This is a genomic window from Providencia sp. PROV255 (genome assembly GCF_028478065.1).
GTDB classification, from domain to species: domain Bacteria; phylum Pseudomonadota; class Gammaproteobacteria; order Enterobacterales; family Enterobacteriaceae; genus Providencia; species Providencia rettgeri.
This window is the reverse complement of the sequence record NZ_JAMPMI010000020.1, coordinates 18,534-40,539: the sequence shown is the minus strand read 5'-3', so window position 1 is coordinate 40,539 and position 22,006 is coordinate 18,534. Positions and strand designations below refer to the sequence as shown.

Here is a 22,006-nt window from a genome sequence, read left to right as displayed (position 1 = left end):
TAAAACCCTACAAAAATAAAACTATTTTCTGTATTTGAAAAAATCTATAGTGAGGACGTTAAAAAACTTCTGGAGTTAAGGTCATGCCGTTTGAATTGTTATCACCAGAAATGGCGATTTGTTTCTCGACATTGTTGTTTGCTTATTTGGTTTTTGGCATGGCGGGTTTTGGTTCTGCTCTTATTGCAACCCCTGTATTAGCCATGTATTTGCCGTTAAACATGATTGTTCCAATCCTTGCATTAATAGATCTAACCGCTGCAGTTTTAAATTTACTTAAAGATGGTAAAAATGCGGATTATCAGGAAATTAAATGGATAATTCCATTAATGATAATCGGGAGTTTAGTTGGTGCTGCGATTTTATTAAAAACGCGTCCCGATATACTCGTATTATTACTTGGGTTATTTGTTGTCGGTTATGTCTTACATGCTTTTTTTTCTAAAAAATCAAAATCACCTTTTTCAAAAGCGTTGGTTGTCCCATTTAGTTTAGTGGGCGGTGTTTTTAGTGCTTTATTTGGCAGTGGTGGTTTTATCTATGCCATGTATTTATCTAGCCGAATTGAAGATAAACAGCGTTTTCGTGTCACTCAAATGACGTTAATTGGCTTTAGTACGCTGACTCGAGTGGTGATATTTTTAGTAATGGGTGTGTATCTCAATCTAGATATTTTATTGATTGCTTTAGCATTTTCCCCTGCCATGTTAATTGGTACGTGGGTTGGTCGGCATATAACATTAAAAATTTCACGTGAAAGTTTTTTAAAAGTTATTAACGTCATAATTTTATTATCAGGTATTGTGCTGCTTTATCGATATTTTTTCGTCCTTTAAGTATTTAGAATATTAAAAATAGTTTTATAAAGATAAATAGCAGAATATATGAGTCGTGTTACAATCACCACGAACATTATTAGTTTTACTAGTAATGATGCGGTTTTTTATTTTTCATAATAATCTATTTTATGGAGTTAAAATCTGTTCTTTTGCTAAAAAGAAACGGGTTAATTTCAACATGAGCTCTGATAATCAGCGTTTACAAAATTTTCGACGTTCCCCATCTTTTGCTATTTTTACCATTACAATGAGTATTGCTGTCATTGGTATCGTTATTGGGCTAAGTATTCCAATGGTGGCTCTTAGGCTAAATAATTATGGTTTCAATGAGTTGTATATTGGCATTATTTCTGCGGCTCCTGCATTAGGTATGTTTTTAATTGCCCCTATGGTTCAACGTATTGTGCGTTGGTCAGGTAAGCGAAAGGCAATGCTATTGGCAACCCTCGTTTCTGCCATTAGCCTATTGCCATTATTGAGTACGTTACCACTTTGGCTGTTATTTCCATTACGGTTAGTTACGGGTTTAGCGAGTGGCGTGATGATTTGCTTGGGAGAAACGTGGATTAATGAATTATCCCCTGAAAATAAGCGGGGTCGGATCTTAGCAATCTATACTACCGTGTTCACAGTAAGTCAGCTACTTGGGCCTTCATTTATTGCTTATTATGGTGTGGAAGATAAATCGCCTTTATTGATTTGTACGTTGATCCATTTAATCTCTGTAGTGCTATTTATTTTAATGGATCAAAAAGTTGGTGACCGTTTAGCTGAAAATGCCGCGCAATCTAATTTTTCAATTATTCAATTTGTAAAAATTGCACCGGGTATTTGTGGTGGAATTTTATTTTTTGCTTTTTTTGACGGAACCATTTTATCGATGTTCCCAATTTATGGTATGGGAATGGGGCATACAGAGGCGGTTGCTGCATTAATGATTAGCGCCATCCTTGCTGGAGATGCCATTATGCAGTTACCTTTTGGCTGGCTTGCAGACCATATGAATAGAGAAAAACTGTACCGAATTTGTGGTATTATCACACTCGCAGCTAGCTTATTATTACCCTTCCTTATTACTCAACCTTATCTGATTTGGGTTCTGTTATTTATCTTAGGAGCCACGGCAGGGGCAATTTATACGATTGCCTTGGTACAAATTGGCCAATATTTCAAAGGGAATGAATTGATCATCGCTAATGCAGCGGCGGCCATGCTATGGGGAATTGGTAATTTATCAGGGCCATTATTGGCGGGAGTGGCGACTTCAATCTCACCAGTGGGCTTACCGGTGCTATTGGTTCTGTCTGTGGCAGTATTTTTATGGTTCACACGAGAAAAATATAGCGCTCAAATGGTTGAACAAGTCAGCCCATAAAGCGCATTTGTGGTGCCCTACTTAAGCTAGAGAGCACCACAAATAGATTATTCAATAACTTTATACACAACAAGGTTTTCTCGGAATTCATCTGGCCGATGATTGTGCCAGAATAATTCCATGCCTTGCGGTGCAGGTTTGATTGTTTTCGAGAGTACAATTAACCAGCGGCATTGTTCAGGTTTTTCAAAGCGGTCTTGGCGTTGGTGTAATACGCCAGTGTAATAGTAGAGCATCGGTGCTTCAGATTCGCCAATATTATCAGAAGCCATACAATCGTTTTTTGTAAATTGGCCTGCTAAATGCTGGTTTAAATCGACAAAAACCCCTTCGAAACCTTTTGCGTAGTCTATCCAGCCCAAAAACAAGGTTAAAATTATCCCCCAAGCGGCACATAGGCCTAATAACCAATTTTTCATCATGTGAAAAGCCGGTGAGATAAAGTTTGGAATAATTTTATTGCGTAAAAACCACACTAATGTAATCAACAGACCACTGATAAATGCAATGGAAGAAAAGGGCATTTGGTAGCTCATAGGAAGCCAGCGGCTAAATGGAGCTAGCCATTCTTGTTGGTGGCCAGCCAAGGTGATGAAATAGCAGAGCCATAAAAACAGAATGAGTACAGTCCATAAAATAGCCGCAAAGCGAGCGATACCATTAAGAATTTTTTCAGGGAAACTGAGTAGTGTTAGGGTTCCTAATATGGCCATGGGGGCAACAAAAGGGAGTAAATATAGCGCGCGACCAGACGCTGAAATCTGTAAAAAAATGATACCTAATAAAGGAAATAGCGCCAGCAGAAACTCATTTGAATTAAATAAACGTTTAATCGGGTGCCTTAGAAAATAAGCGACAGCCAGTAAACCGGAAGGAAAGGCAAATAAGGAAACTGCCGCTGGAATGCGAGTTAAATTAGCTTTTGCCCCTAATTTTTCAACCGAAAAACCAAAGAAGCGGCCGATATTGTTTTCCCAAAACCACACAAGAAATAAATCGGGATGCTGAAGATACAGTTGGATAGGCCAAGGTAAAATGGCGATAAGCGCGATTAACCCCGCCGTTAAACTGTATAACCAAAACTGCTTAGTTCGGCATTGAGCAAGAAAAATAGGTGATAAAAAAAGGCAAATCCAGAGAACGCCAGGAATAAAAACGCCTTTTGACAACATGGTGACGATGGTCCCAAGAGATAACCAAAGTGCAGACATGCGCATTTTTTGTTGTTGTATCAGCCCCAATAACCCATATAAGCCAATAGTTGTTCCTGCCATTAGTGCAACATCGGTAAACATATCATGGCTATGCCTGATAATACCGGGAGCACAGGCATACAGTGCAAAAGCGACCCAAATCCGAGTATCAGTGAAATCTGTAGCACGGAAAAAACGACGCGCCAAAAGGATAAAAAATGAAAAATTAATAACCGAAAAAATTAAGCTTGCACTACGGGCTGCATCATAAAGTGGCATCAAGCTTGATAACCAATGAGAGGTAATCGTAGCAACCCAATAATAAAGCGGAGGTTTTTCCATAAATGGTTCACCCGCATTTGTGGGAACTAACCATTTACCAGTTTCATACATAGTTTGAATAATACCAAAACTATAATTTTCATCTTGCTTCCAAGGGCTATGGCTATATATTCCTGGTAATAAATACAGAGCAAGAAAACTAATAAAAAGCAGTAAAATACTCCGCTGTAATATGATTAATGGTGCATTCTTATTTGACATTTTAATACGTTTTATGTGTTTTTTACTTGATTAAATTGAAACTATAACTGCGGTTGATAATAATTGAGCTTATGTACTTAAATATATATTTACTCAGTGAATGATATTTTTTTAATGAAAAACAATAAGAAATGTATTTTTAGCCACATTTTTAACAGACGCATGTTACCACCAGTAAATAAGTTTTTAGCTATTGGTTTTGTAAGCAAATATTCTTGGATTGTATCAAAGAAATAACCTTCCACTTTAAACAGACATTATATGAAAGGTATTTAGCTATTTTTACGTAAAATAAATGTAACTAAAAAGAATCATTATTTGAAAATAATGTTCATTGCTTAAGAGACTATATATCTGGGAGGGGGGGAAAGAACAAACGGGTAAGAAATGCTAAAAATGCTTGATCATTCCCCCTGTTTAGAATGATAATTGCTCCCCTCACGATACGTTTTATTCTATTTTAAAAACCAAACGATTGCGCAACTGTTTTTATTGGGATTTTTTCTCAGCCAGTTTGTTTTTTCTTAAAAACGTAATCGTTTACGTCAACGTATAAATTAGTCGTTAGCAGTATTTGAAAGTCGTCGTTTTCCATTAAACAGCAGAGGTATACCATGTCAGGCCAACAGGCTTCATCCAGTTGCAAATTGGATTCATTTTTCAAGATAACAGCGCGCGGCTCTTCAGTTCGCCGTGAAATCATTGCAGGATTAACCACATTCTTAGCGATGGTTTATTCTGTCATCGTTGTACCTGGCATGTTAGGGCAAGCAGGGTTCCCACCAACAGCGGTCTTTATTGCAACTTGCTTAGTGGCTGGTTTTGGTTCTTTATTGATGGGGTTATGGGCCAATCTACCGATGGCGATTGGTTGTGCTATTTCACTGACTGCATTTACCGCATTTAGTTTGGTATTAGGGCAGCAAATTAGTATTCCTGTGGCATTGGGCGCTGTCTTTTTAATGGGGTGTTTGTTCACCATCATTTCTGTGACAGGTATTCGTAGTTGGATTTTACGCAATATGCCAATGGGTATTGCTCATGGCACAGGTATTGGTATCGGCTTATTTTTACTGTTAATAGCTGCTAATGGGGTGGGTTTAGTGATCAAAAACCCAAATGCAGGCCTGCCTGTTGCTCTAGGTGAATTTACATCTTTCCCTGTATTAATGTCATTAGCTGGGTTAGCGGTCATTTTTGGTTTAGAAAAACGCCGCGTTCCGGGTGGCGTATTACTTGTTATTATTGCAATTTCAATTATTGGTTTAATTTTTGATCCTGCGGTTAAATATCAAGGCTTTTTCAAGTTGCCTTCATTGGGTGATGATGGGCTTTCATTAGTTTTCAATATGGATATCATGGGCGCATTACAGCCAATGGTATTGCCAAGCTTACTTGCATTAGTGATGACCGCTGTTTTTGATGCAACGGGGACTATTCGCGCGGTGGCGGGACAAGCCAATTTATTGGATAAAGACGGCCAAATTATTGATGGTGGTAAAGCGTTAACCGCAGACTCCGTGAGCAGTATCTTTGCGGGGGCGATTGGCGCATCTCCTGCTGCTGTGTATATTGAATCTGCAGCGGGTACCGCTGCTGGTGGTCGTACAGGCTTAACCGCAGTGGTTGTCGGCGTACTGTTTTTACTCATTCTCTTTTTATCGCCACTTTCTTATTTGGTGCCTGCCTATGCAACGGCGCCGGCATTGATGTATGTTGGGCTTTTAATGTTAAGTAATGTCTCTAAGCTTGATTTCGATGACTTTGTAGATTCAATGTCTGGTTTATTGTGTGCGGTATTCATTGTTCTGACTTGTAATATCGTCACGGGTATCATGTTGGGCTTTGCTGCTTTGGTTATCGGCCGTATTTGTGCAGGTGAATGGCGCAAATTGAATATTGGCACAGTCATTATTGCGGTACTTTTAGTGGCGTTTTACGCTTCAGGATTGGCAATCTAAAGTATATTATTTCAATAGGGTGGCTAATGTTGCCACCTTTTTAACTTATTGTATTAATTAATCGTAAAGTCTCAATTTTTTCCCCGAAAATGGATGGCTAAGGATAAAATAGAGAGAAGGCGGTTAATCAAGTGGATGTGCATGATTTCCACTGGTGAATGGCTGGGTTTTAATAATCATGGTCTGGACGGTGCTATCTCTTACTATGCGGCGGCAGGCAATATTTTAGGTTCTAGTCGCTAGGTTAATTCAGTAAGGGCAACATGGAAATTTTCTTTACTATTCTTATTTTGATTTTAGCTGTCTCTGTTTCAGGGGTTGCCGCTAAAATTCTTCCTATTCGTATTCCTCTTCCTCTCATTCAAATTGCTATTGGTGCGCTATTAGCATGGCCTCAATTCGGCCTACATGTCACCTTTGACCCAGAACTTTTTATGGTTCTGTTAATTCCACCTTTGTTGTTTGTTGATGGGTGGAAAACGCCAACACGCGAATTCTTTCAAAACGGTCGAGAAATTTTTATTTTAGTATTGGTTCTTGTACTGGTTACAGTGATTGGGATTGGTTATTTAATTTACTGGCTGATGCCAGGTATTCCATTGATTGCAGCATTTGCTCTAGCGGCGGTGTTATCACCAACCGATGCCGTTGCCTTATCATCCATTGTCGGAAAGGGGCGTATCCCTAAACGAATGATGAGTGTGCTAGAAGGGGAGGCATTGATGAATGATGCCTCTGGTCTGGTAGCATTAAAATTTGCAGTAGCAATTGCCATGGGGACGATGGTATTTAGTGCCTCTGGCGTCACCATTGAATTTTTCAAGGTCGCGATTGGTGGGCTACTCGCGGGTATTATCGTGACTTGGTTATACAGTAAATCATTACGTCTAATGAGCCGTTGGAGCGGTGATGACCCAGCAACCCAAATTGTGTTTATGTTATTGCTACCATTTGCTTCATACATGATAGCGGAACATATTGGTTTTTCAGGTATTTTAGCCGCTGTTGCGGCCGGTATGACTATCACAAAGTCTGGGGTTATCCGTAACGCTCCATTAGCGATGAGACTACGCGCTGATAGCGTTTGGTCTATGCTTGAATTTGTCTTTAACGGGTTGGTTTTCATCATGTTAGGGCTTCAATTGCCCGGTATTTGGGAAACGTCTGTTATCCAAGCGGATCTCGACCCAAGCGTAGAAACTTGGATGCTATTTGCGGCAGTAGCCATTATCTATTTTGCTCTACTGCTATTGCGTTTCTGTTGGCTATGGCTGATGAAAAGGTTTAGCCGTTTATTCTTAAAGAAAAAACCACTGCAATTTGCTAACTATACCGTACGTGAGCTTTGGCTAGCCTCTTTTGCAGGGGTACGCGGTGCGATTACCTTAGCGGGTGTGCTTTCTATTCCGTTATTTTTAACCGATGGTTCACCATTCCCAGCGCGTTATCAGCTAGTATTTATTGCCGCAGGGGTTATCTTATTTTCCATTTTTGCAGGTGTGGTCGCTTTACCGCTTCTGCTGCGTAATTTTACCGTGGGAGACAAAGAAGCCGATGCCAATGAAATTCGAATGGCAAAAGCCGCAATGGCAGAAGTGGCGATTGTTAGCTTAAATAAGATGCAGGAACGTTTATCTGCTGACGTTGATGAAAAACTCGATTCAGAAGATATCAGTGAAGTCGCTTCCCGTGTGACAGGTTATCTAAGACGACGTACGGCAGGGCAAGATGAAATTGATCATAATTTGCTGGTTGAAGACCTTGAACGACGTTTTCGTTTGACGGCATTACGTGCGGAGCGTGGTGAGCTTTATCACTTACGTGCAACCAAGAAAATCAGTAATGAAACGTTACAAACGCTGTTGGTTGATCTGGATTTATTAGAAGCCGTTTTGATCGAAAAAGAGCATTAAAACCAAAAAGCGAGTATTCTAGCCGACATTGTAAAGTTTGGGGCGAAATACAGCATTATGTGGTTACTTGTTATCACGACGCTGCTTTGGGCAGCGTCGTTTAGTCTTATCGGCGAATACCTTGCGGGCCAAGTAGATAGTTGGTTTTCAGTACTTGTAAGGGTGGCACTGGCTTCGCTAGTTTTTTTACCTTTCCTACGTTGGCGCCAGTTTAGCGCTAAAGTGATTGCACTTTATATGCTAGTGGGCGCTTGCCAACTTGGCATCATGTACCTATTTGTATTCCATGCTTATCAATACCTTACCGTTGCCGAATTTTTGCTTTTTACAGTATTAACACCACTATATGTCACGTTAATTTATGACTTACTAGAACGGCAAAAGTTGCGTAAAGGTTATTTGTTTAGCTCACTATTGGCGGTAATTGGCGCGGCAATTATTCGTTATGACCACTTGAGCGAATCTTTTTGGTTAGGTTTGCTTTTTGTGCAGCTAGCAAATATCTTTTTTGCGATTGGGCAGGTGGGGTATAAGCGTCTGATGGAGGTGCATCCAATCCCTCAACATCAGGCTTTCTCATGGTTTTACCTTGGTGCAACGTTAATTGCATTACTAGGGTGGTTGCTATTTGGTAATAAATCGATGATGCCGACAACAACTCTCCAGTGGGGTGTCTTACTGTGGTTGGGGATTGCAGCTTCAGGCATTGGCTACTTTATGTGGAACTATGGCGCAACCAAAGTGGATGCTGGAACCCTTGCTATTATGAATAACATGATGGTCCCAGCGGGGTTATTAGTTAATTTTGCTATCTGGCAACAACATCCGGATTGGCTGAGTTTTACCATAGGATCGAGCCTAATAGTTGCTTCTCTTTGGGTGCATAAGCGTTGGATCCTTTCGCGGCCTTCACATAAGACAAGTTCTCCACAGCGTGATCCGTCGTCGTCTCAGTAAACGCCTCAATAGCTGGCTGGCGCTGCTCTCCTTCACGGCAAGCGGCATACAGCCGGCTCCACAAACCGCTACCCAAGGTTTTGGTTTTGATCAACCCTTGTTTTTCAAATGAATCAACTGCCCAGTGAGGCAGTGCGGCAATGCCCATTTTAGCTGCGACCATTTGAATTAAAATTAATGTGTTATCAACATTTTTCACATTAGGTGACACGCCTGCAGGTTGCAGAAAATGGCGCCAAACATCGAAGCGATCCCGTTGTACCGGGTAGATAAACAACGTTTCATCCGCCAAATCATGGGGCTCAATATGCGGTCTTTTGGCTAGCGGATGGTCATTCGCCACAATCAGCTTCACTTCATAATCAAACATTGGCGTATAGTGGATGCCTTGATCTGGCAAAATGTCAGAGGTCATCACAATATCCAATTCCCTTGAAAGTAACTCAGGCTGTGGGTCGAACGTCACCCCAGATTTAAAATCGATGCTAACTTGAGGCCAAGTTTGTCTGAATTGCTGTAATGCAGGGGTCAACCACTGAATGCAGCTATGGCATTCAATAGCGATGCGTAACGCACAAACCCCAGGCTCATTACATACTCGAATGGCATCTTTTACTAATGGCAGAACTTGTTGTGCTAATTGTAATAAGACTTCTCCTTGTGGCGTAAAGCGCAATGGTTGGCTTTTACGAACAAATAACCGGAAACCTAATCGATGCTCTAAATCACTAAATTGGTGTGATAGAGCAGATTGTGTCTGGTGCAAGTGTGTTGCTGTTGCCGCTAATGAACCGTATTGGCTGAGCGCTTGCAATGTTTTTAGATGTTTTAATTCGATCATGAGAAACCTTCACGGTGACAATGAATAATTTGCGCTTGTGCTTTATACAGTACCTGTTGATTATGGATGTGTAAACATCTAGACGGCTAAATATTTTAAGGGGTCAATATGTCTGTTATAAATCATACACTTGGATTTCCACGTGTCGGTCTAAAAAGAGAGCTCAAGCGTGCACAAGAAGATTATTGGGCAGGTAAAATTGATCAGGCCACACTATTAGAAACCGGTTATCAGTTACGTGTGCGCCATTGGCAGCAACAAAAAAATGCGGGCGTTGAGCTATTACCTGTTGGTGATTTCGCTTGGTATGACCAAGTGCTGACAACCAGTTTGCTATTGGGCAATGTACCGCCACGCCATCAAAATGAAGATGGTTCGATTGATTTGGATACTTTATTTCGTGTTGCTCGCGGTCGCGCACCAACGGGTAAACCTGCTCCAGCAGGCGAGATGACGAAATGGTTTAATACTAACTACCACTACATCGTGCCTGAATTTCAAAAAGGGCAACAATTTTCGCTGTCTTGGACACAACTGTTTGATGAAGTCGATGAGGCATTAGCATTAGGCCATAATGTGAAACCGGTTATCATTGGTCCTATTACTTACCTTTGGTTAGGTAAAGTGAAAGGTGAACCGTTTGACCGCTTATCATTATTGAATGAAATATTACCTGTTTATCAGGAGATCCTGTCGCGCTTAGCAGAAAAAGGTCTTGAGTGGGTGCAAATTGATGAGCCTGCATTAGTGTTAGATTTACCAGAGCAATGGCAGCAAGCTTATCAGCAGGCTTACCAAGCGCTGTCAGGCCAAATAAAATTACTGCTAACCACCTATTTCGATGGCATTAGTCACCATGTAGACTTGATTAAGCAACTCCCTGTGCAAGGTCTACATGTTGATGTGGTTGCAGGCGCTGATGATATTGAAAAATTACACCAAATACTGCCAGCAGACTGGGTATTATCACTAGGAATTATTAATGGTCGTAACGTATGGAAGGCTGACTTAGGGGAAAAATTCTTACAGGTGAAGCCGTTCTTAGGCCAGCGTGATATATGGGTAGGAACGTCATGTTCATTACTACACAGCCCAATTGACTTAAATGATGAGACACGTTTAGATGCTGAGGTGAAAAGCTGGTTTGCTTTTGCTATCCAAAAATGTGAAGAACTTGCTCTGTTAACAAAAGCGTTAAATCAGCCAACAGACAGCCATATTGCTGAATTAGATACATACAGTGCACCTATTCGAGCGCGTAGAACATCAGCTCGTGTGAATAATGCATCAGTAGCTCAGCGTTTAGCAGCAATCAGCGAAGGGGATACAGAACGTTATAGCCCCTATCCACAGCGAGCAGCACGCCAACGTCAACGCTTTAACTTACCATTATGGCCGACAACCACGATTGGCTCATTTCCTCAAACAAGTGAAATCAGAACATTACGTTTAGACTTCAAAAAAGGGAATGTGGATAAAACCTACTATCGCACCAATATTAGTGAGCATATTAAGCAAGCCATTAAAGAACAAGAAATTTTAGATATCGATGTCCTTGTGCATGGTGAAGCTGAACGTAATGACATGGTGGAATACTTCGGTGAGCACTTTGATGGTTATGTATTTACCCAAAATGGTTGGGTGCAAAGTTATGGTTCGCGTTGTGTAAAACCCCCAGTGATCATTGGTGACATTAGTCGCCCAGAAGCGATTACAGTAGAGTGGGCAAAATATGCTCAGTCCTTAACGGAAAAACCGGTCAAAGGGATGTTAACCGGCCCAGTCACTATTCTATGTTGGTCATTCCCGCGTGAAGATGTGAGCCGTGAAACGATTGCGAAACAAATTGCGCTAGCCTTGCGTGATGAAGTCGACGACTTACAAAAAGCAGGTATCGGTATTATTCAAATCGATGAGCCTGCACTGCGTGAAGGGTTACCATTGCGTCGAGACGAGTGGGCGGCTTACCTCAAATGGGCGGTTGATGCTTTCAAACTCAGTGCTGCGATTGCGGATGACGACACACAAATTCACACCCATATGTGCTATTGCGAATTCAATGACATCATGGATTCCATTGCGGCATTGGATGCCGACGTGATCACGATTGAAACATCACGTTCAGATATGGATTTGTTAGATGCATTCGAAGATTTTGATTATCCAAATGAAATTGGTCCAGGAGTGTACGATATTCACTCACCAAATGTACCTAATGTGGAATGGATTGTTGCGCTATTAAGAAAGGCAGCGAAGCGTGTTCCGGTTGAGCGCTTATGGGTAAACCCAGATTGTGGCTTGAAAACTCGCGGCTGGCCAGAAACTCGCCAAGCATTAGCCAACATGGTTGAGGCAGCGAAACAGCTTAGAAATGAGCAGTAAAATGGCGACTAGTTAGTGTGTCAAAAAGGCAGGGAAACCTGCCTGAGGTTGTTGACAAAGCGGGATAAAAGCGTGGTTTTTCCCGCTTTGTGTTATCAGCCGAAAATCAATAAATTGATTTTCCTCGTTTATTTTCAAAACCTATTCGACTTGTCGCCAAACATAATATGTTTTCAGCAGTCTGAGGCAGGGAAACCTGCCTTTTTAGAAAATATTAACCAAATAATTTGGATTTCAGTAAGTTCATACCGATAGAAGCCAAATCGAGGTTTTCTGGAACTTCGCCATTTGGTGTGGCGCTGTCAACTAACTGAGGAAGATATTTAGCAATCATTTCTGAGGTTGCTTGAGGTTCTAAGCCTACCTGTTGAGCCAATTCTTGGATATTCGCATTTCCAAAAACTTGCATTAATTGGCTGGCATCGATAGGTAAATTATTCCCTTCACTGATCCACGAGGCAATAACACCACCTAAGCCTTGTTCATTAAATTTTTCGATAACACCTTGAAGGCCACCTTGATTCTCAATCCAGTTTATTACTGATTGAAACTGTTGCATTTTATCGCCTGCAACCATACCCATCATTTGCTCAAACAACCCCATGTTATCTCCTAGGCAATCTGCCAATTTATGCTCTCATTCATAGTATGGAGCATTATTCAAAAAATTGTAGTCGGCTATTTTCAGCAATTTAAGTTTTAGGTCAATAGAAATGATGCATTGAATATAGCCCAGTAAAAAAACCACGGTTTGGCATTTGTGAATTAAACGTGAATAAACATAATGTGCATCACATTTTTTATCACATTATCCTGTGAAAGTGTGTTTGAGGTGCGGTGTTTTTTATTTTGTTTTAATTCAACTAATTATGCTTTATTTGTTGGTTTTTTATATTATCTCAAATGTGATATTAGTCATGTGTTTGTGAATTTTATTGTGTGAAAATTCACAACAGTCACGAAGATTAACAACATCAGGGGTCATTATGGGAAATTTCGTTAATAAAATTGGCGTGATTGGCCTAGGTTCTATGGGGATGGGGATCGCAAAATCTCTTATAAAAAATAACATTCCCACCTATGGATTTGATTTAAACCAAGATGCATGCAAAAGCCTATTTAATGCAGGAGCAATTGCAGTGGGGCAAAATGCAGCGGAATTTGCCCATGAAATTGATGCTTTGTTGCTGGTAGTGGTTAATGGTCGTCAAGTTGAAGCCATTTTGTTTTCGGGTGAACAGCCTTTAGTTGAACAATTACGCCCCGGCACAGTTATTGTGCTGCACAGTACCTTGGCTGCGGTACAAACTAAAAATATCGCTCAGCGACTTGCTGTATATCAATTACCCCTTGTAGATGCGCCTATTTCAGGTGGCTCAATTAAAGCCGCTGAAGGGAAGTTGACCATCATGGCTTCAGGTGAACCAGCTCTATTTGAGCAGCTTTCACCCGTATTTAACGCTATTTCTGAGCGCTTGTATCGAGTAGGGAATGAAGTTGGCTTAGGTTCAACCGTCAAAACGATTCACCAGTTATTAGCTGGGGTACACATTGCTGTTGCGGCAGAAAGTATGGCTTTAGCCGCCAAAGCGGGTATTGAGCTTGACGTGATGTACGACATTGTCACTCATGCAGCTGGAAATTCATGGATGTTTGAAAACCGTATGCAACATGTCTTAGACGGTGATTATACGCCAAAATCCTCAGTAGATATTTTTGTCAAAGACTTAGGGCTAGTGATGGAAACTGGAAAAGCACTAAATTTCCCATTACCACTTGCTTCAACAGCTCATCAAATGTTTATTTCAGCGAGCAATGAAGGCTTTGGTCAACAGGATGACAGCGCGGTGATTAAAACATTTAAAGGTATTACTTTACCGGAGAAAAAAGCATGACAGTGAAGTTAGGCGTAATAGCAGATGATTTTACCGGTGCGACAGATATTGCAGGCTTTATGGTGCAAAACGGTTGGAAGGTTGTTCAGTTATTGAATGAACCCAATGAGAGCACACCAGTACCACAAGATGTTGATGCGATAGTGATTAGTTTAAAAAGCCGCTCTTGTCCTGTCGATGAAGCCGTCAGTGCATCGACCAATGCAGGTAATTGGCTGAAACAAAAAGCGCATTGCCAGCAAATTTTCTTTAAATATTGTTCGACGTTTGATTCAACCGAAAAAGGCAATATTGGCCCCGTTACGGATGCATTAATGGCGCAACTGGGTACAAACTTAGCATTAGTTTGCCCCGCGCTACCCGTTAACGGTAGAACGGTGATTCATGGACATTTATTTGTGAATGGCCAGCTACTTAATGAAAGTGGCATGCAGCACCATCCTGTAACGCCAATGACCGACGCAAATTTATTGCGTGTGATGGAAAAACAATCAAAAGGTCAAGCCGGTCTAATCAAACTTGAAGATATTCAAAAAGGCAGTGAGGTTGTTAGCCAAAAACTGACCGAGTTAGCCCAACAAGGTGTGAGTTACGCGGTTGTTGATAGCTTAACAATGGATGATTTGCTCCCTATCGCACAAGCGGTTAAAGCGATGCCATTGTTGACAGGGGGTTCCGGTCTCGGTGCTGCACTGGCCAATGTGGATAGCCAATGTCCATGGGGCGGTACAACGCAACGAGGTGAAAAGCCAACAGGGAAAAACAGGAAAACAGTTGTTTTATCGGGAAGTTGCTCGGTAATGACTAACAAACAAGTTCAGGCTTATCAGCAAGTTGCTCCTGTAAAAATGTTGGATGTGGGTGAGTGTTTAAATAACCCTGAGTATGCCAAAACATTGGCAGATTGGGTGCAAGCACAGCAACTAACGGGTTTGGCGCCAATGCTTTATGCCACTCAATCACCTGAATTACTGAAAAAAACACAAGAGAAATACGGTGCTGCGGAGTCGAGTTTCGCGGTCGAGAAGGTATTTGGTGAGGTCGTCGCGCTGTTGCAAGCGAAAGGGTATGACACCTTTATTATTGCGGGTGGTGAAACCTCCGGAAAAGTGGTTCAAAGCCTTGGGACAGAACAATTAAGTATTGGCTCACCAATCGCCCCAGGTGTGCCATGGGTACAGGACTTAGCAAGCGGTAACTGGTTAGCGTTGAAATCAGGTAATTTCGGCCAAGAAAATTTCTTCCAGTTTGCACAGGAGATGTTTAATGAGTGATGAAAAGGCGCTGCGCCAAGAGTTAGTCGATTGGGCTAAATCAATGTTTAACCGTGGTTACAGCAGCGGTGGTGCAGGAAATATTAGTGCTCGGTTACCTGATGGTTCGATTATTGTGACACCGACAAATTCTAGTTTTGGTGATTTAGACCCTAGCAAACTGAGTAAACTCGATGCACAAGGAAATTGGATTGGGGGAGATAAACCGACAAAAGAAGTTTCTATGCATATGGCGATGTATTTGCAACGCCCTGATTGCCAAGCGGTTGTTCATCTTCACTCACCTTGGTTAACGGCGTTGTCTTGCTTGCCGGGGTTAGATACAAAAAATTGTTTACCTCCAATCACACCTTATTATGTGATGCGAGTGGGGAAACTGCCATTGATTGAATACTTGCCACCGGGGGATGACCGAATTGGTGAGGAAATTGCAAAATTAGCACCGACACATAATGCGGTATTGCTGTCGAATCATGGTCCGGTCGTGGGTGGCAAAACGTTAAGACAAGCGTTCTTCAATGCAGAAGAGTTAGAAGATACCGCTCGTTTATATATCACATTACGCCCACATGGCTTTACAACATTAACGCAAGAGCAAGTTGAACAGCTCGAAAGTCGTTATCCACAAAAGTAGCGAGGCGAAAATGGCTAAATTTGCTGCAAATTTAAGCATGATGTTTACCGAAGTGCCTTTTATACAGCGCTTTGAACGTGCTGCGAATGCGGGGTTTAACGGTGTTGAATATCTCTTCCCTTATGAAGAAGATGCCAATGTCATTGCGGGTGAACTGAGCAAACACCATTTAACACAGGCCCTGTTTAATATGCCTGCGGGAAATTGGGCTCAGGGAGAGCGTGGTATGGCTTCGCTCCCGGGTCGTGAGAGCCAATTTGCCGAGGGCGTACAAACTGCATTGAAATACGCAAAAGCATTAGGCTGTAAACAAGTTCATGCGATGGCGGGGAAAGTGAATGAAAATTATACACTTGAACAGCAAACTGCGTACTATATCAAAAATATTCAATATGCGGCAGATGTGATGGCTGAGCACGGTATTCGTGTGCTTATCGAACCCATCAATACCCGCGATATGCCTGGATATTTTTTGACGACGCAAAAACAAGCGGAAGCATTACTACCTGAAATTAATCGTGAAAATGTATTTATCCAGTTGGATTTATATCACTGCCAAATTATGGAAGGTGATTTATTGAAAACAATTGAGCGTTTATGGGGTAAATTTAGTCACATTCAGATAGCGTCAGTCCCATATCGTCATGAACCGGATAGCGGTGAAGTCAATTACCCATGGATTTTTAAGCAGTTGGATGAAATGGGTTATGAGGGTTGGTTAGGATGTGAATACCATCCTGCAGGCCGCACCGAAGATGGATTAGGCTGGCTTAAACAAGCAAATTCATAATTAGGAGAACCTATGCTCCCTTCTGAGCGTCGTGATTTTATTTACCGTTACGTGCATGAACATCAAACCGTATCGATCAGTGATTTGGTTGAGCTAATGAATGTCTCTCATATGACAGTGCGACGTGATATTCGGATGTTAGAAGAAGAAGGGAAGGTACTCAGTATCAGTGGTGGCGTTAAGTTAAATGATGTGTTGCGCCAAGAGCTACCTTGGAGTGAAAAGGCGCGGTTGCATCATCGCCATAAGCGTGAAATTGGTCAGTTTGCCAGCTCATTAGTTGAAGATGGGCAAGTGGTGTATCTCGATGCAGGAACCACCACTTTTGAGATAGCGCGCGTACTCGGTGAGCGTTTTAATTTAACGATTGTCACTAATGATTTTTCGATTATGCAGTACTTAATGAATAAGTCGCAGCTAAACCTATACCACACCGGGGGATTGGTGGATAAACGTAACCATTCTAGTGTAGGAAATACGGCTGCGATGATGCTGAAAACACTCAATGTTGATATTGCTTTTATCAGCACTAGCTCATGGGATTTACAGCACGGGGTTTCTACCCCACATGAAGAAAAAGTTCAGATAAAACAAACGCTATTGGATGTTGCCCGTCGCTGTGTACTGGTTTCAGACAGTAGCAAATTCGGCAAATATGGCATGTTTCGTGTTTGCCCATTGAATCAATTGCACGACATCATTTGCGATGACCAGTTGCCAGCTGATGTGGTGCAGCGGATAACAGAACAAAACATAAAACTTCATTTAATCAAGACATAAAACATAAATAATCTTACCTAAAACTGCATAGCCAGCTAAAAGGCTATAGCAAGGAGAATTACAATGAAAGTTATTATTACTGGTGGCGCAGGCTTTCTGGGCCAGCAGCTAGCCGCTGCTTTGCTTAAAAATAGCCAGGGTTTAAAATTTGACCACCTTGTTTTAGCCGATATTCAATGCCCTACATCACCGGTTGAAGATGCCAGAGTCAGTTGCGTTGCGTTAGATTTAACGCAAGCAGGCGCGGCTGATAAACTGATCGATGCACAAACCGATGTGGTTTTCCACCTTGCCGCTATCGTAAGTAGTCACGCTGAAAGTGACTTTGACTTGGGTATGAAGGTTAACTTCGAAGCTACTCGCCAATTATTGGAAGTCGCTCGAGCCAAGAACCCAGCAATCAAATTTATGTTCACCAGTTCTCTTGCCGTGTTTGGTGGTGAGCTACCGGATGTCATCACAGACTTGTGTGTCGTTAACCCACAGTCATCCTATGGCGCTCAAAAAGCGATGTGTGAACTGATGGTCAATGACTATTCACGTAAAGGCTTTGTTGATGGCCGTGTGATGCGTTTACCCACCATTAGTATTCGTCCTGGTGTACCCAATAAAGCGGCGTCTTCATTCGCAAGTGGCATTATTCGTGAGCCATTAAATGGGGTTGAAAGTGTTTGCCCTGTCTCCCCTGACCTTGCGCTATGGTTATCTAGCCCTGAAACCGTGATTAACAACTTTATTCATGCGGTCAGTATCCCTGCTGAGAAATTCGGTAAATCTCGCACTGTGAACCTACCAGGTATTACGGTTACTGTTCAAGGCATGATTGATGCCCTGCGTGATGTTGCAGGCCAAGAAGCGGTGGATCTTATTCGTTTTGAACCAGATGAAGCTATTAACCGCATTGTGGCGAGTTGGCCGGGTAAATTTGATATTAGCCGTGCATTGGATCTCGGTTTCCGTGCAGATGGCTCATTTGGTGATGCGATCCGTTCGTTTATCACTCACCACGGCTCGTCTAAGTAGGAGATAGCCTATGTCCTATATTCCTGTTATTGGCCTCGCAGTGGCCATATTTGTCCTGATCTTTTTAGTATTACGAACGCGTGTTCATGCGTTATTAGCTATGCTAATTGCTGCGGTAATCGCTGGTGTATCTGGTGGTTTGACTGCCGCAGAGACAGTGACAGTCATTACAAAAGGCTTTGGGTCAACACTCGGTAGCATCGGTATCGTTATCGGACTCGGGGTAATGATGGGAAGGGTGCTGGAAGTTTCAGGTGCTGCTGAACAAATCGCTTATAGCTTTATCAAATGGTTAGGTAAAAAGCGTGAAGAATGGGCTCTGGCAATTACCGGTTATATTGTCAGTATTCCTATCTTCGTTGACTCTGCTTTTGTGATTTTATATCCATTGGCAAAAGCATTAGCCAAAAATGGTAAACGTAGCATACTAACTTTAGGCGTTGCACTCGCTGGTGGGCTAGTGGTGACACACCATACCGTTCCACCAACACCAGGGCCTTTAGGCGTGGCAGGGATTTTTGGTGTCGATGTTGGCGCCATGATCCTAGCGGGTATGAGTCTGGCTATCCCTTGTGTTATCGGTATCGTGTTTTACGCAAAATGGTTAGGGACTAAGTACCCTGAATTTATGCCAGATGAAACGGGCAGTGAAGACCTGAAAGAAGTTCACGCTCGTTATATGGAAGAAAAAGCGAATAAGCCATTACCAAGCCTGTTCTTATCGCTTTTACCGATTATCACACCTATTTTGTTAATTTTTATCAATGCTATCAATGGATTAATTCTCAAAACAGAATCTTTCCAAGGTATGGAAAGTAATTGGTATTTCCAAACATTTGAATTCTTAGGCGCACCAATTATTGCATTATCAATTAGTGTGTTGATCTCTGTTTACACATTAATGCCAAAAGCAACAAAAGAAGAAGTCATCGACCGTATGGAAGAAGGCTTACAAGCAGCGGGTATTATCCTGCTAGTTACGGGAGCGGGTGGTGCATTAGGTGCGGTACTGCGTGATAGTGGCACAGGAAATATTCTTGCTGAACATGTTGCAAATCTGCCGATTACACCAGTATTGATTCCGTTTATCATCGCGACATTGGTTCGTTTGATTCAAGGTTCAGGTACGGTAGCAATGATTACCGCAGCATCTATTTCTGCGCCAATCATTAGCCAAATACCGGATATTAACTTATTGGTCGCGGCGCAAGCGGCAACCATGGGGTCTCTGTTCTTCGGTTACTTCAACGACAGCCTGTATTGGGTGGTGAACAGAATGATGGGAATTAAGGACGTTAAACAACAAATGATTGTTTGGTCTATTCCGACCACCATTGCGTGGGCGATAGGCCTAGTTGGTGTCCTTGTTCTTGATGTAATTCTCTAACATAGCGTTATCAGTTTTAGTTCTGCCAAATAATCAAAGCGCCCAGCAATTAGGGGCGCTTTTGTCGTTATGCCAAACTTTCATCTATACTGATGGCAATGGAATTCAAAGAGAAATAAAATTCATGAATTTATGTGATGCAAGTCACTAAATAATGAAATCAATCCTTTATTGTTTTCATTAAAAGTGATATTCATCACTAAAAAAATATCGTTTTCTCGCTATATTACAAATAACGATTAATCAGTATTGACTGATTTAATGATGCCATTGTGTAAAGGAGTTTGAAATGTCTGACGTTTTCCACTTAGGTTTAAAGAAAAGTGACTTACAGGGTGCGACCGTAGCGATTGTTCCTGGGGATCCTAACCGTGTTGAAAAAATTGCACGTCTGATGGATAACCCTGTACACCTTGCGTCATTACGTGAATACACCTCTTGGCGTGGTGAGCTTGACGGAAAAGCTGTCATTGTTTGTTCAACCGGTATCGGTGGTCCATCAACGTCAATTGCAGTTGAAGAACTTGCACAGCTTGGTATCCGTACTTTCTTACGTATTGGTACAACAGGTGCAATCCAAGAAGATATCAATGTCGGTGATGTTCTGGTGACAACAGGGGCAGTGCGCCTAGACGGTGCTAGCCAACACTTCGCACCATTAGAATACCCAGCTGTTGCTGATTTTGACTGTACTAATGCGCTTTATGCCGCAGCGAAAGATGCAGGTGCGACCGTTCATGTTGGTGTTACTGCATCATCTGATACCTTCTACCCAGGTCAAGAGCGTTATGATACCTATACTGGCCGTGTGATGCGTCATTTCAGAGGTTCGATGAAAGAGTGGCAAGACATGGGCGTAATGAACTATGAAATGGAATCAGCCACATTGCTGACTATGTGTTCTAGTAGTAAAGGGTTACGTGCTGGTATGGTTGCGGGTGTTATCGTGAATCGTACCCAACAAGAAATTCCAAATGAAGCGTTACTGAAGAAAACGGAAGGTAACGTATTAAGTATTGTGGTTGAAGCTGCTCGCCGCTTACTGTAGTCCCTGATTTACTGGCCCGTTTACTTGACTTTCACTCGGTTGTGGACAAAAAGTAAGCGGGCTTAGTCCCTTTATCCACTTTTCATTTCTCTTTATTTCCTCGATAGATTTGGCAATTACTAATCAATTTACAGGAAATATTCTGATCCTCTTATTTGCTAGATCTGTTATTGTCATAAAAACAATTATCAATATTATGTGCCCTTAAATTATTCAGGTTACGTTTATTTTATGGCTAACTGGAATGAAAGCTATAGGGCGAAAAGGAATTATTATGTCAACAACACCTTATCTTCATCCTTCTGTTCTGCCTTTGAAGGGCGGTATTAACTTTCGTGATCTCGGTGGTAAAAAACTTGCTAACGGTGGCAAAATTAAGCCCGGTGTCCTGTTTCGTTCCGGTGCGTTAGACCGATTAACACAGGAAGACGAAGCGGTTTTGCGTTCACAAAATCTTTTCCAAATCATTGACTATCGTGATGAAGCTGAAATCTTAGATAAGCCTGATGTCATTTGGCAAGGAGCGCATTATGTGCATGCGCCAGCAAATCCGTTAGCCAAAGAAGTCACCGCAAATTTAGATAAATTAACGCCAGAGATATTGGAACAATTTGATCCGCAAGCCTTTATGTTTCGTTTATATGAATTGTTACCACTGAACAACCCCGCTTATCATCAATTGGTCAATTTACTCAAACAACCAGAAAAAGGTGGCATAGTACAACACTGTGCTGTAGGAAAAGACCGTACGGGCGTCGGGTCCGCATTGGTGTTATTTGCTTTAGGTGCAGATTTAGACACCGTAATGGAAGATTACTTACTGACTAATGAAACACTTGCACCTTACCGCAAACACTTACTTGAAGAGCATGCAAAAACGATGGACGAAAGCATCGTGAAAAAATTTGAGTATGTCTATTCGGTACGTGAAGACTTCTTGAGAACAGCACTAAACAGTATTGAAAGCCAGTATGGCAATGTTGACCAATGGCTAGAAAAAGATTTTGGTTTAGGAAGGCAGCAACGAGAAGTACTGCAAAGCCAGTTTCTGGACTAAGTTGCTCTAATTGGAATATGAGTTGTCGGATAATCCGTTTTTCTTTATCCACAACTCGGTTTTCCCAAAGGTGTTTTTGCTTTGTTTAACTTTGATTTACCACTTTTTCGTTAC

The 22,006-nt window shown here is 41.7% G+C and carries 18 protein-coding genes; 15 read left to right on the top strand and 3 right to left on the bottom strand.

The window, feature by feature from the left end; genetic code table 11:
* Positions 1-83 precede the first annotated feature (83 nt).
* Together PR725_RS18110 and PR725_RS18105 are read left to right on the top strand one after the other, a co-directional pair.
* Positions 84-836, top strand: a complete 753-nt coding sequence (locus tag PR725_RS18110; protein ID WP_004914942.1) for a sulfite exporter TauE/SafE family protein — start codon at positions 84-86, stop codon at positions 834-836.
* A gap of 94 nt (positions 837-930) precedes the next feature.
* Positions 931-2,214: an MFS transporter gene (locus tag PR725_RS18105; protein WP_109912624.1), complete on the top strand. Its 1,284-nt coding sequence runs from the start codon at positions 931-933 to the stop codon at positions 2,212-2,214.
* Positions 2,215-2,261: 47 nt separating this feature from the next.
* Here PR725_RS18105 and PR725_RS18100 read toward each other — a convergent pair whose 3' ends face one another.
* Entirely contained in the window at positions 2,262-3,950 is a 1,689-nt protein-coding gene (locus tag PR725_RS18100) for a hypothetical protein (protein ID WP_211889431.1), read from the bottom strand.
* Between the two features lie 614 nt (positions 3,951-4,564).
* Between PR725_RS18100 and PR725_RS18095 the strand changes: the two genes are divergently transcribed.
* The 3 genes from PR725_RS18095 to PR725_RS18085 all read left to right on the top strand — a co-directional run bounded on the left by PR725_RS18095 (position 4,565) and on the right by PR725_RS18085 (position 8,781).
* Positions 4,565-5,911 carry an NCS2 family permease gene (locus tag PR725_RS18095; RefSeq protein WP_004914933.1) on the top strand — a complete coding sequence of 449 codons (1,347 nt, stop codon included), beginning with the start codon at positions 4,565-4,567 and terminating at the stop codon, positions 5,909-5,911.
* Positions 5,912-6,174: 263 nt separating this feature from the next.
* A complete protein-coding gene (locus tag PR725_RS18090) occupies positions 6,175-7,824 on the top strand; it encodes a Na+/H+ antiporter (protein WP_004914931.1) in 1,650 nt (549 codons plus the stop codon).
* Between the two features lie 57 nt (positions 7,825-7,881).
* Positions 7,882-8,781 carry a carboxylate/amino acid/amine transporter gene (locus PR725_RS18085; protein WP_117163035.1) on the top strand — a complete coding sequence of 300 codons (900 nt, stop codon included), beginning with the start codon at positions 7,882-7,884 and terminating at the stop codon, positions 8,779-8,781.
* Here the strand turns inward: PR725_RS18085 and metR are convergent.
* Positions 8,666-9,622, bottom strand: a complete 957-nt coding sequence (metR, locus tag PR725_RS18080; protein ID WP_109912580.1) for an HTH-type transcriptional regulator MetR — start codon at positions 9,620-9,622, stop codon at positions 8,666-8,668. The genes PR725_RS18085 and metR overlap by 116 nt on opposite strands.
* A 108-nt stretch (positions 9,623-9,730) precedes the next feature.
* On the opposite strand from metR, the gene metE reads away from it, so the two are divergent.
* Positions 9,731-12,004 (top strand): 5-methyltetrahydropteroyltriglutamate--homocysteine S-methyltransferase, encoded by a 2,274-nt coding sequence (gene metE, locus PR725_RS18075; RefSeq protein WP_109912579.1) that lies wholly within the window; start codon positions 9,731-9,733, stop codon positions 12,002-12,004.
* 214 nt (positions 12,005-12,218) lie between these two features.
* Here the strand turns inward: metE and PR725_RS18070 are convergent, their stop codons facing one another.
* On the bottom strand, positions 12,219-12,608 hold the full coding sequence (locus PR725_RS18070; RefSeq protein ID WP_117163036.1) for a YidB family protein: 390 nt from the start codon (positions 12,606-12,608) through the stop codon (positions 12,219-12,221).
* 382 nt (positions 12,609-12,990) lie between these two features.
* Here PR725_RS18070 and ltnD point away from each other — a divergent pair, with 382 nt between their 5' ends.
* The 9 genes from ltnD (at position 12,991) to PR725_RS18025 (ending at position 21,892) form a co-directional block, all read left to right on the top strand.
* Positions 12,991-13,899: an L-threonate dehydrogenase gene (ltnD, locus tag PR725_RS18065; RefSeq protein ID WP_272569931.1), complete on the top strand. Its 909-nt coding sequence runs from the start codon at positions 12,991-12,993 to the stop codon at positions 13,897-13,899.
* The gene (gene otnK, locus PR725_RS18060) at positions 13,896-15,173 is read left to right on the top strand and encodes a 3-oxo-tetronate kinase (protein ID WP_110731420.1); all 1,278 of its coding nucleotides are present in this window, start codon (positions 13,896-13,898) and stop codon (positions 15,171-15,173) included. Before ltnD ends, otnK begins: the two co-directional genes overlap by 4 nt.
* On the top strand, positions 15,166-15,807 hold the full coding sequence (gene otnC, locus PR725_RS18055) for a 3-oxo-tetronate 4-phosphate decarboxylase (protein ID WP_109912576.1): 642 nt from the start codon (positions 15,166-15,168) through the stop codon (positions 15,805-15,807). Before otnK ends, otnC begins: the two co-directional genes overlap by 8 nt.
* A 10-nt stretch (positions 15,808-15,817) precedes the next feature.
* Positions 15,818-16,597, top strand: a complete 780-nt coding sequence (otnI, locus tag PR725_RS18050; protein ID WP_272569930.1) for a 2-oxo-tetronate isomerase — start codon at positions 15,818-15,820, stop codon at positions 16,595-16,597.
* 12 nt (positions 16,598-16,609) lie between these two features.
* Positions 16,610-17,377 carry a DeoR/GlpR family DNA-binding transcription regulator gene (locus tag PR725_RS18045; RefSeq protein ID WP_004914906.1) on the top strand — a complete coding sequence of 256 codons (768 nt, stop codon included), beginning with the start codon at positions 16,610-16,612 and terminating at the stop codon, positions 17,375-17,377.
* A gap of 63 nt (positions 17,378-17,440) precedes the next feature.
* Positions 17,441-18,400 (top strand): D-erythronate dehydrogenase, encoded by a 960-nt coding sequence (gene denD, locus PR725_RS18040; protein ID WP_004260834.1) that lies wholly within the window; start codon positions 17,441-17,443, stop codon positions 18,398-18,400.
* A gap of 10 nt (positions 18,401-18,410) precedes the next feature.
* Positions 18,411-19,787 carry a GntP family permease gene (locus PR725_RS18035; RefSeq protein WP_272569929.1) on the top strand — a complete coding sequence of 459 codons (1,377 nt, stop codon included), beginning with the start codon at positions 18,411-18,413 and terminating at the stop codon, positions 19,785-19,787.
* A gap of 289 nt (positions 19,788-20,076) precedes the next feature.
* The gene (udp, locus tag PR725_RS18030; RefSeq protein WP_004914901.1) at positions 20,077-20,835 is read left to right on the top strand and encodes a uridine phosphorylase; all 759 of its coding nucleotides are present in this window, start codon (positions 20,077-20,079) and stop codon (positions 20,833-20,835) included.
* Between the two features lie 274 nt (positions 20,836-21,109).
* A complete protein-coding gene (locus tag PR725_RS18025; protein WP_109912574.1) occupies positions 21,110-21,892 on the top strand; it encodes a tyrosine-protein phosphatase in 783 nt (260 codons plus the stop codon).
* The last annotated feature ends 114 nt before the right edge of the window (positions 21,893-22,006 follow it).

Coding starts and splice junctions, on each gene's coding strand:
- PR725_RS18110 (WP_004914942.1), top strand. CDS start 84: ATGCCGTTTGAATTGTTATCACCAGAAATGGCGATTTGTTTCTCGACA.
- PR725_RS18105 (WP_109912624.1), top strand. CDS start 931: ATGATGCGGTTTTTTATTTTTCATAATAATCTATTTTATGGAGTTAAA.
- PR725_RS18100 (WP_211889431.1), bottom strand. CDS start 3,950: ATGTCAAATAAGAATGCACCATTAATCATATTACAGCGGAGTATTTTA.
- PR725_RS18095 (WP_004914933.1), top strand. CDS start 4,565: ATGTCAGGCCAACAGGCTTCATCCAGTTGCAAATTGGATTCATTTTTC.
- PR725_RS18090 (WP_004914931.1), top strand. CDS start 6,175: ATGGAAATTTTCTTTACTATTCTTATTTTGATTTTAGCTGTCTCTGTT.
- PR725_RS18085 (WP_117163035.1), top strand. CDS start 7,882: ATGTGGTTACTTGTTATCACGACGCTGCTTTGGGCAGCGTCGTTTAGT.
- metR (WP_109912580.1), bottom strand. CDS start 9,622: ATGATCGAATTAAAACATCTAAAAACATTGCAAGCGCTCAGCCAATAC.
- metE (WP_109912579.1), top strand. CDS start 9,731: ATGTCTGTTATAAATCATACACTTGGATTTCCACGTGTCGGTCTAAAA.
- PR725_RS18070 (WP_117163036.1), bottom strand. CDS start 12,608: ATGGGGTTGTTTGAGCAAATGATGGGTATGGTTGCAGGCGATAAAATG.
- ltnD (WP_272569931.1), top strand. CDS start 12,991: ATGGGAAATTTCGTTAATAAAATTGGCGTGATTGGCCTAGGTTCTATG.
- otnK (WP_110731420.1), top strand. CDS start 13,896: ATGACAGTGAAGTTAGGCGTAATAGCAGATGATTTTACCGGTGCGACA.
- otnC (WP_109912576.1), top strand. CDS start 15,166: ATGAGTGATGAAAAGGCGCTGCGCCAAGAGTTAGTCGATTGGGCTAAA.
- otnI (WP_272569930.1), top strand. CDS start 15,818: ATGGCTAAATTTGCTGCAAATTTAAGCATGATGTTTACCGAAGTGCCT.
- PR725_RS18045 (WP_004914906.1), top strand. CDS start 16,610: ATGCTCCCTTCTGAGCGTCGTGATTTTATTTACCGTTACGTGCATGAA.
- denD (WP_004260834.1), top strand. CDS start 17,441: ATGAAAGTTATTATTACTGGTGGCGCAGGCTTTCTGGGCCAGCAGCTA.
- PR725_RS18035 (WP_272569929.1), top strand. CDS start 18,411: ATGTCCTATATTCCTGTTATTGGCCTCGCAGTGGCCATATTTGTCCTG.
- udp (WP_004914901.1), top strand. CDS start 20,077: ATGTCTGACGTTTTCCACTTAGGTTTAAAGAAAAGTGACTTACAGGGT.
- PR725_RS18025 (WP_109912574.1), top strand. CDS start 21,110: ATGTCAACAACACCTTATCTTCATCCTTCTGTTCTGCCTTTGAAGGGC.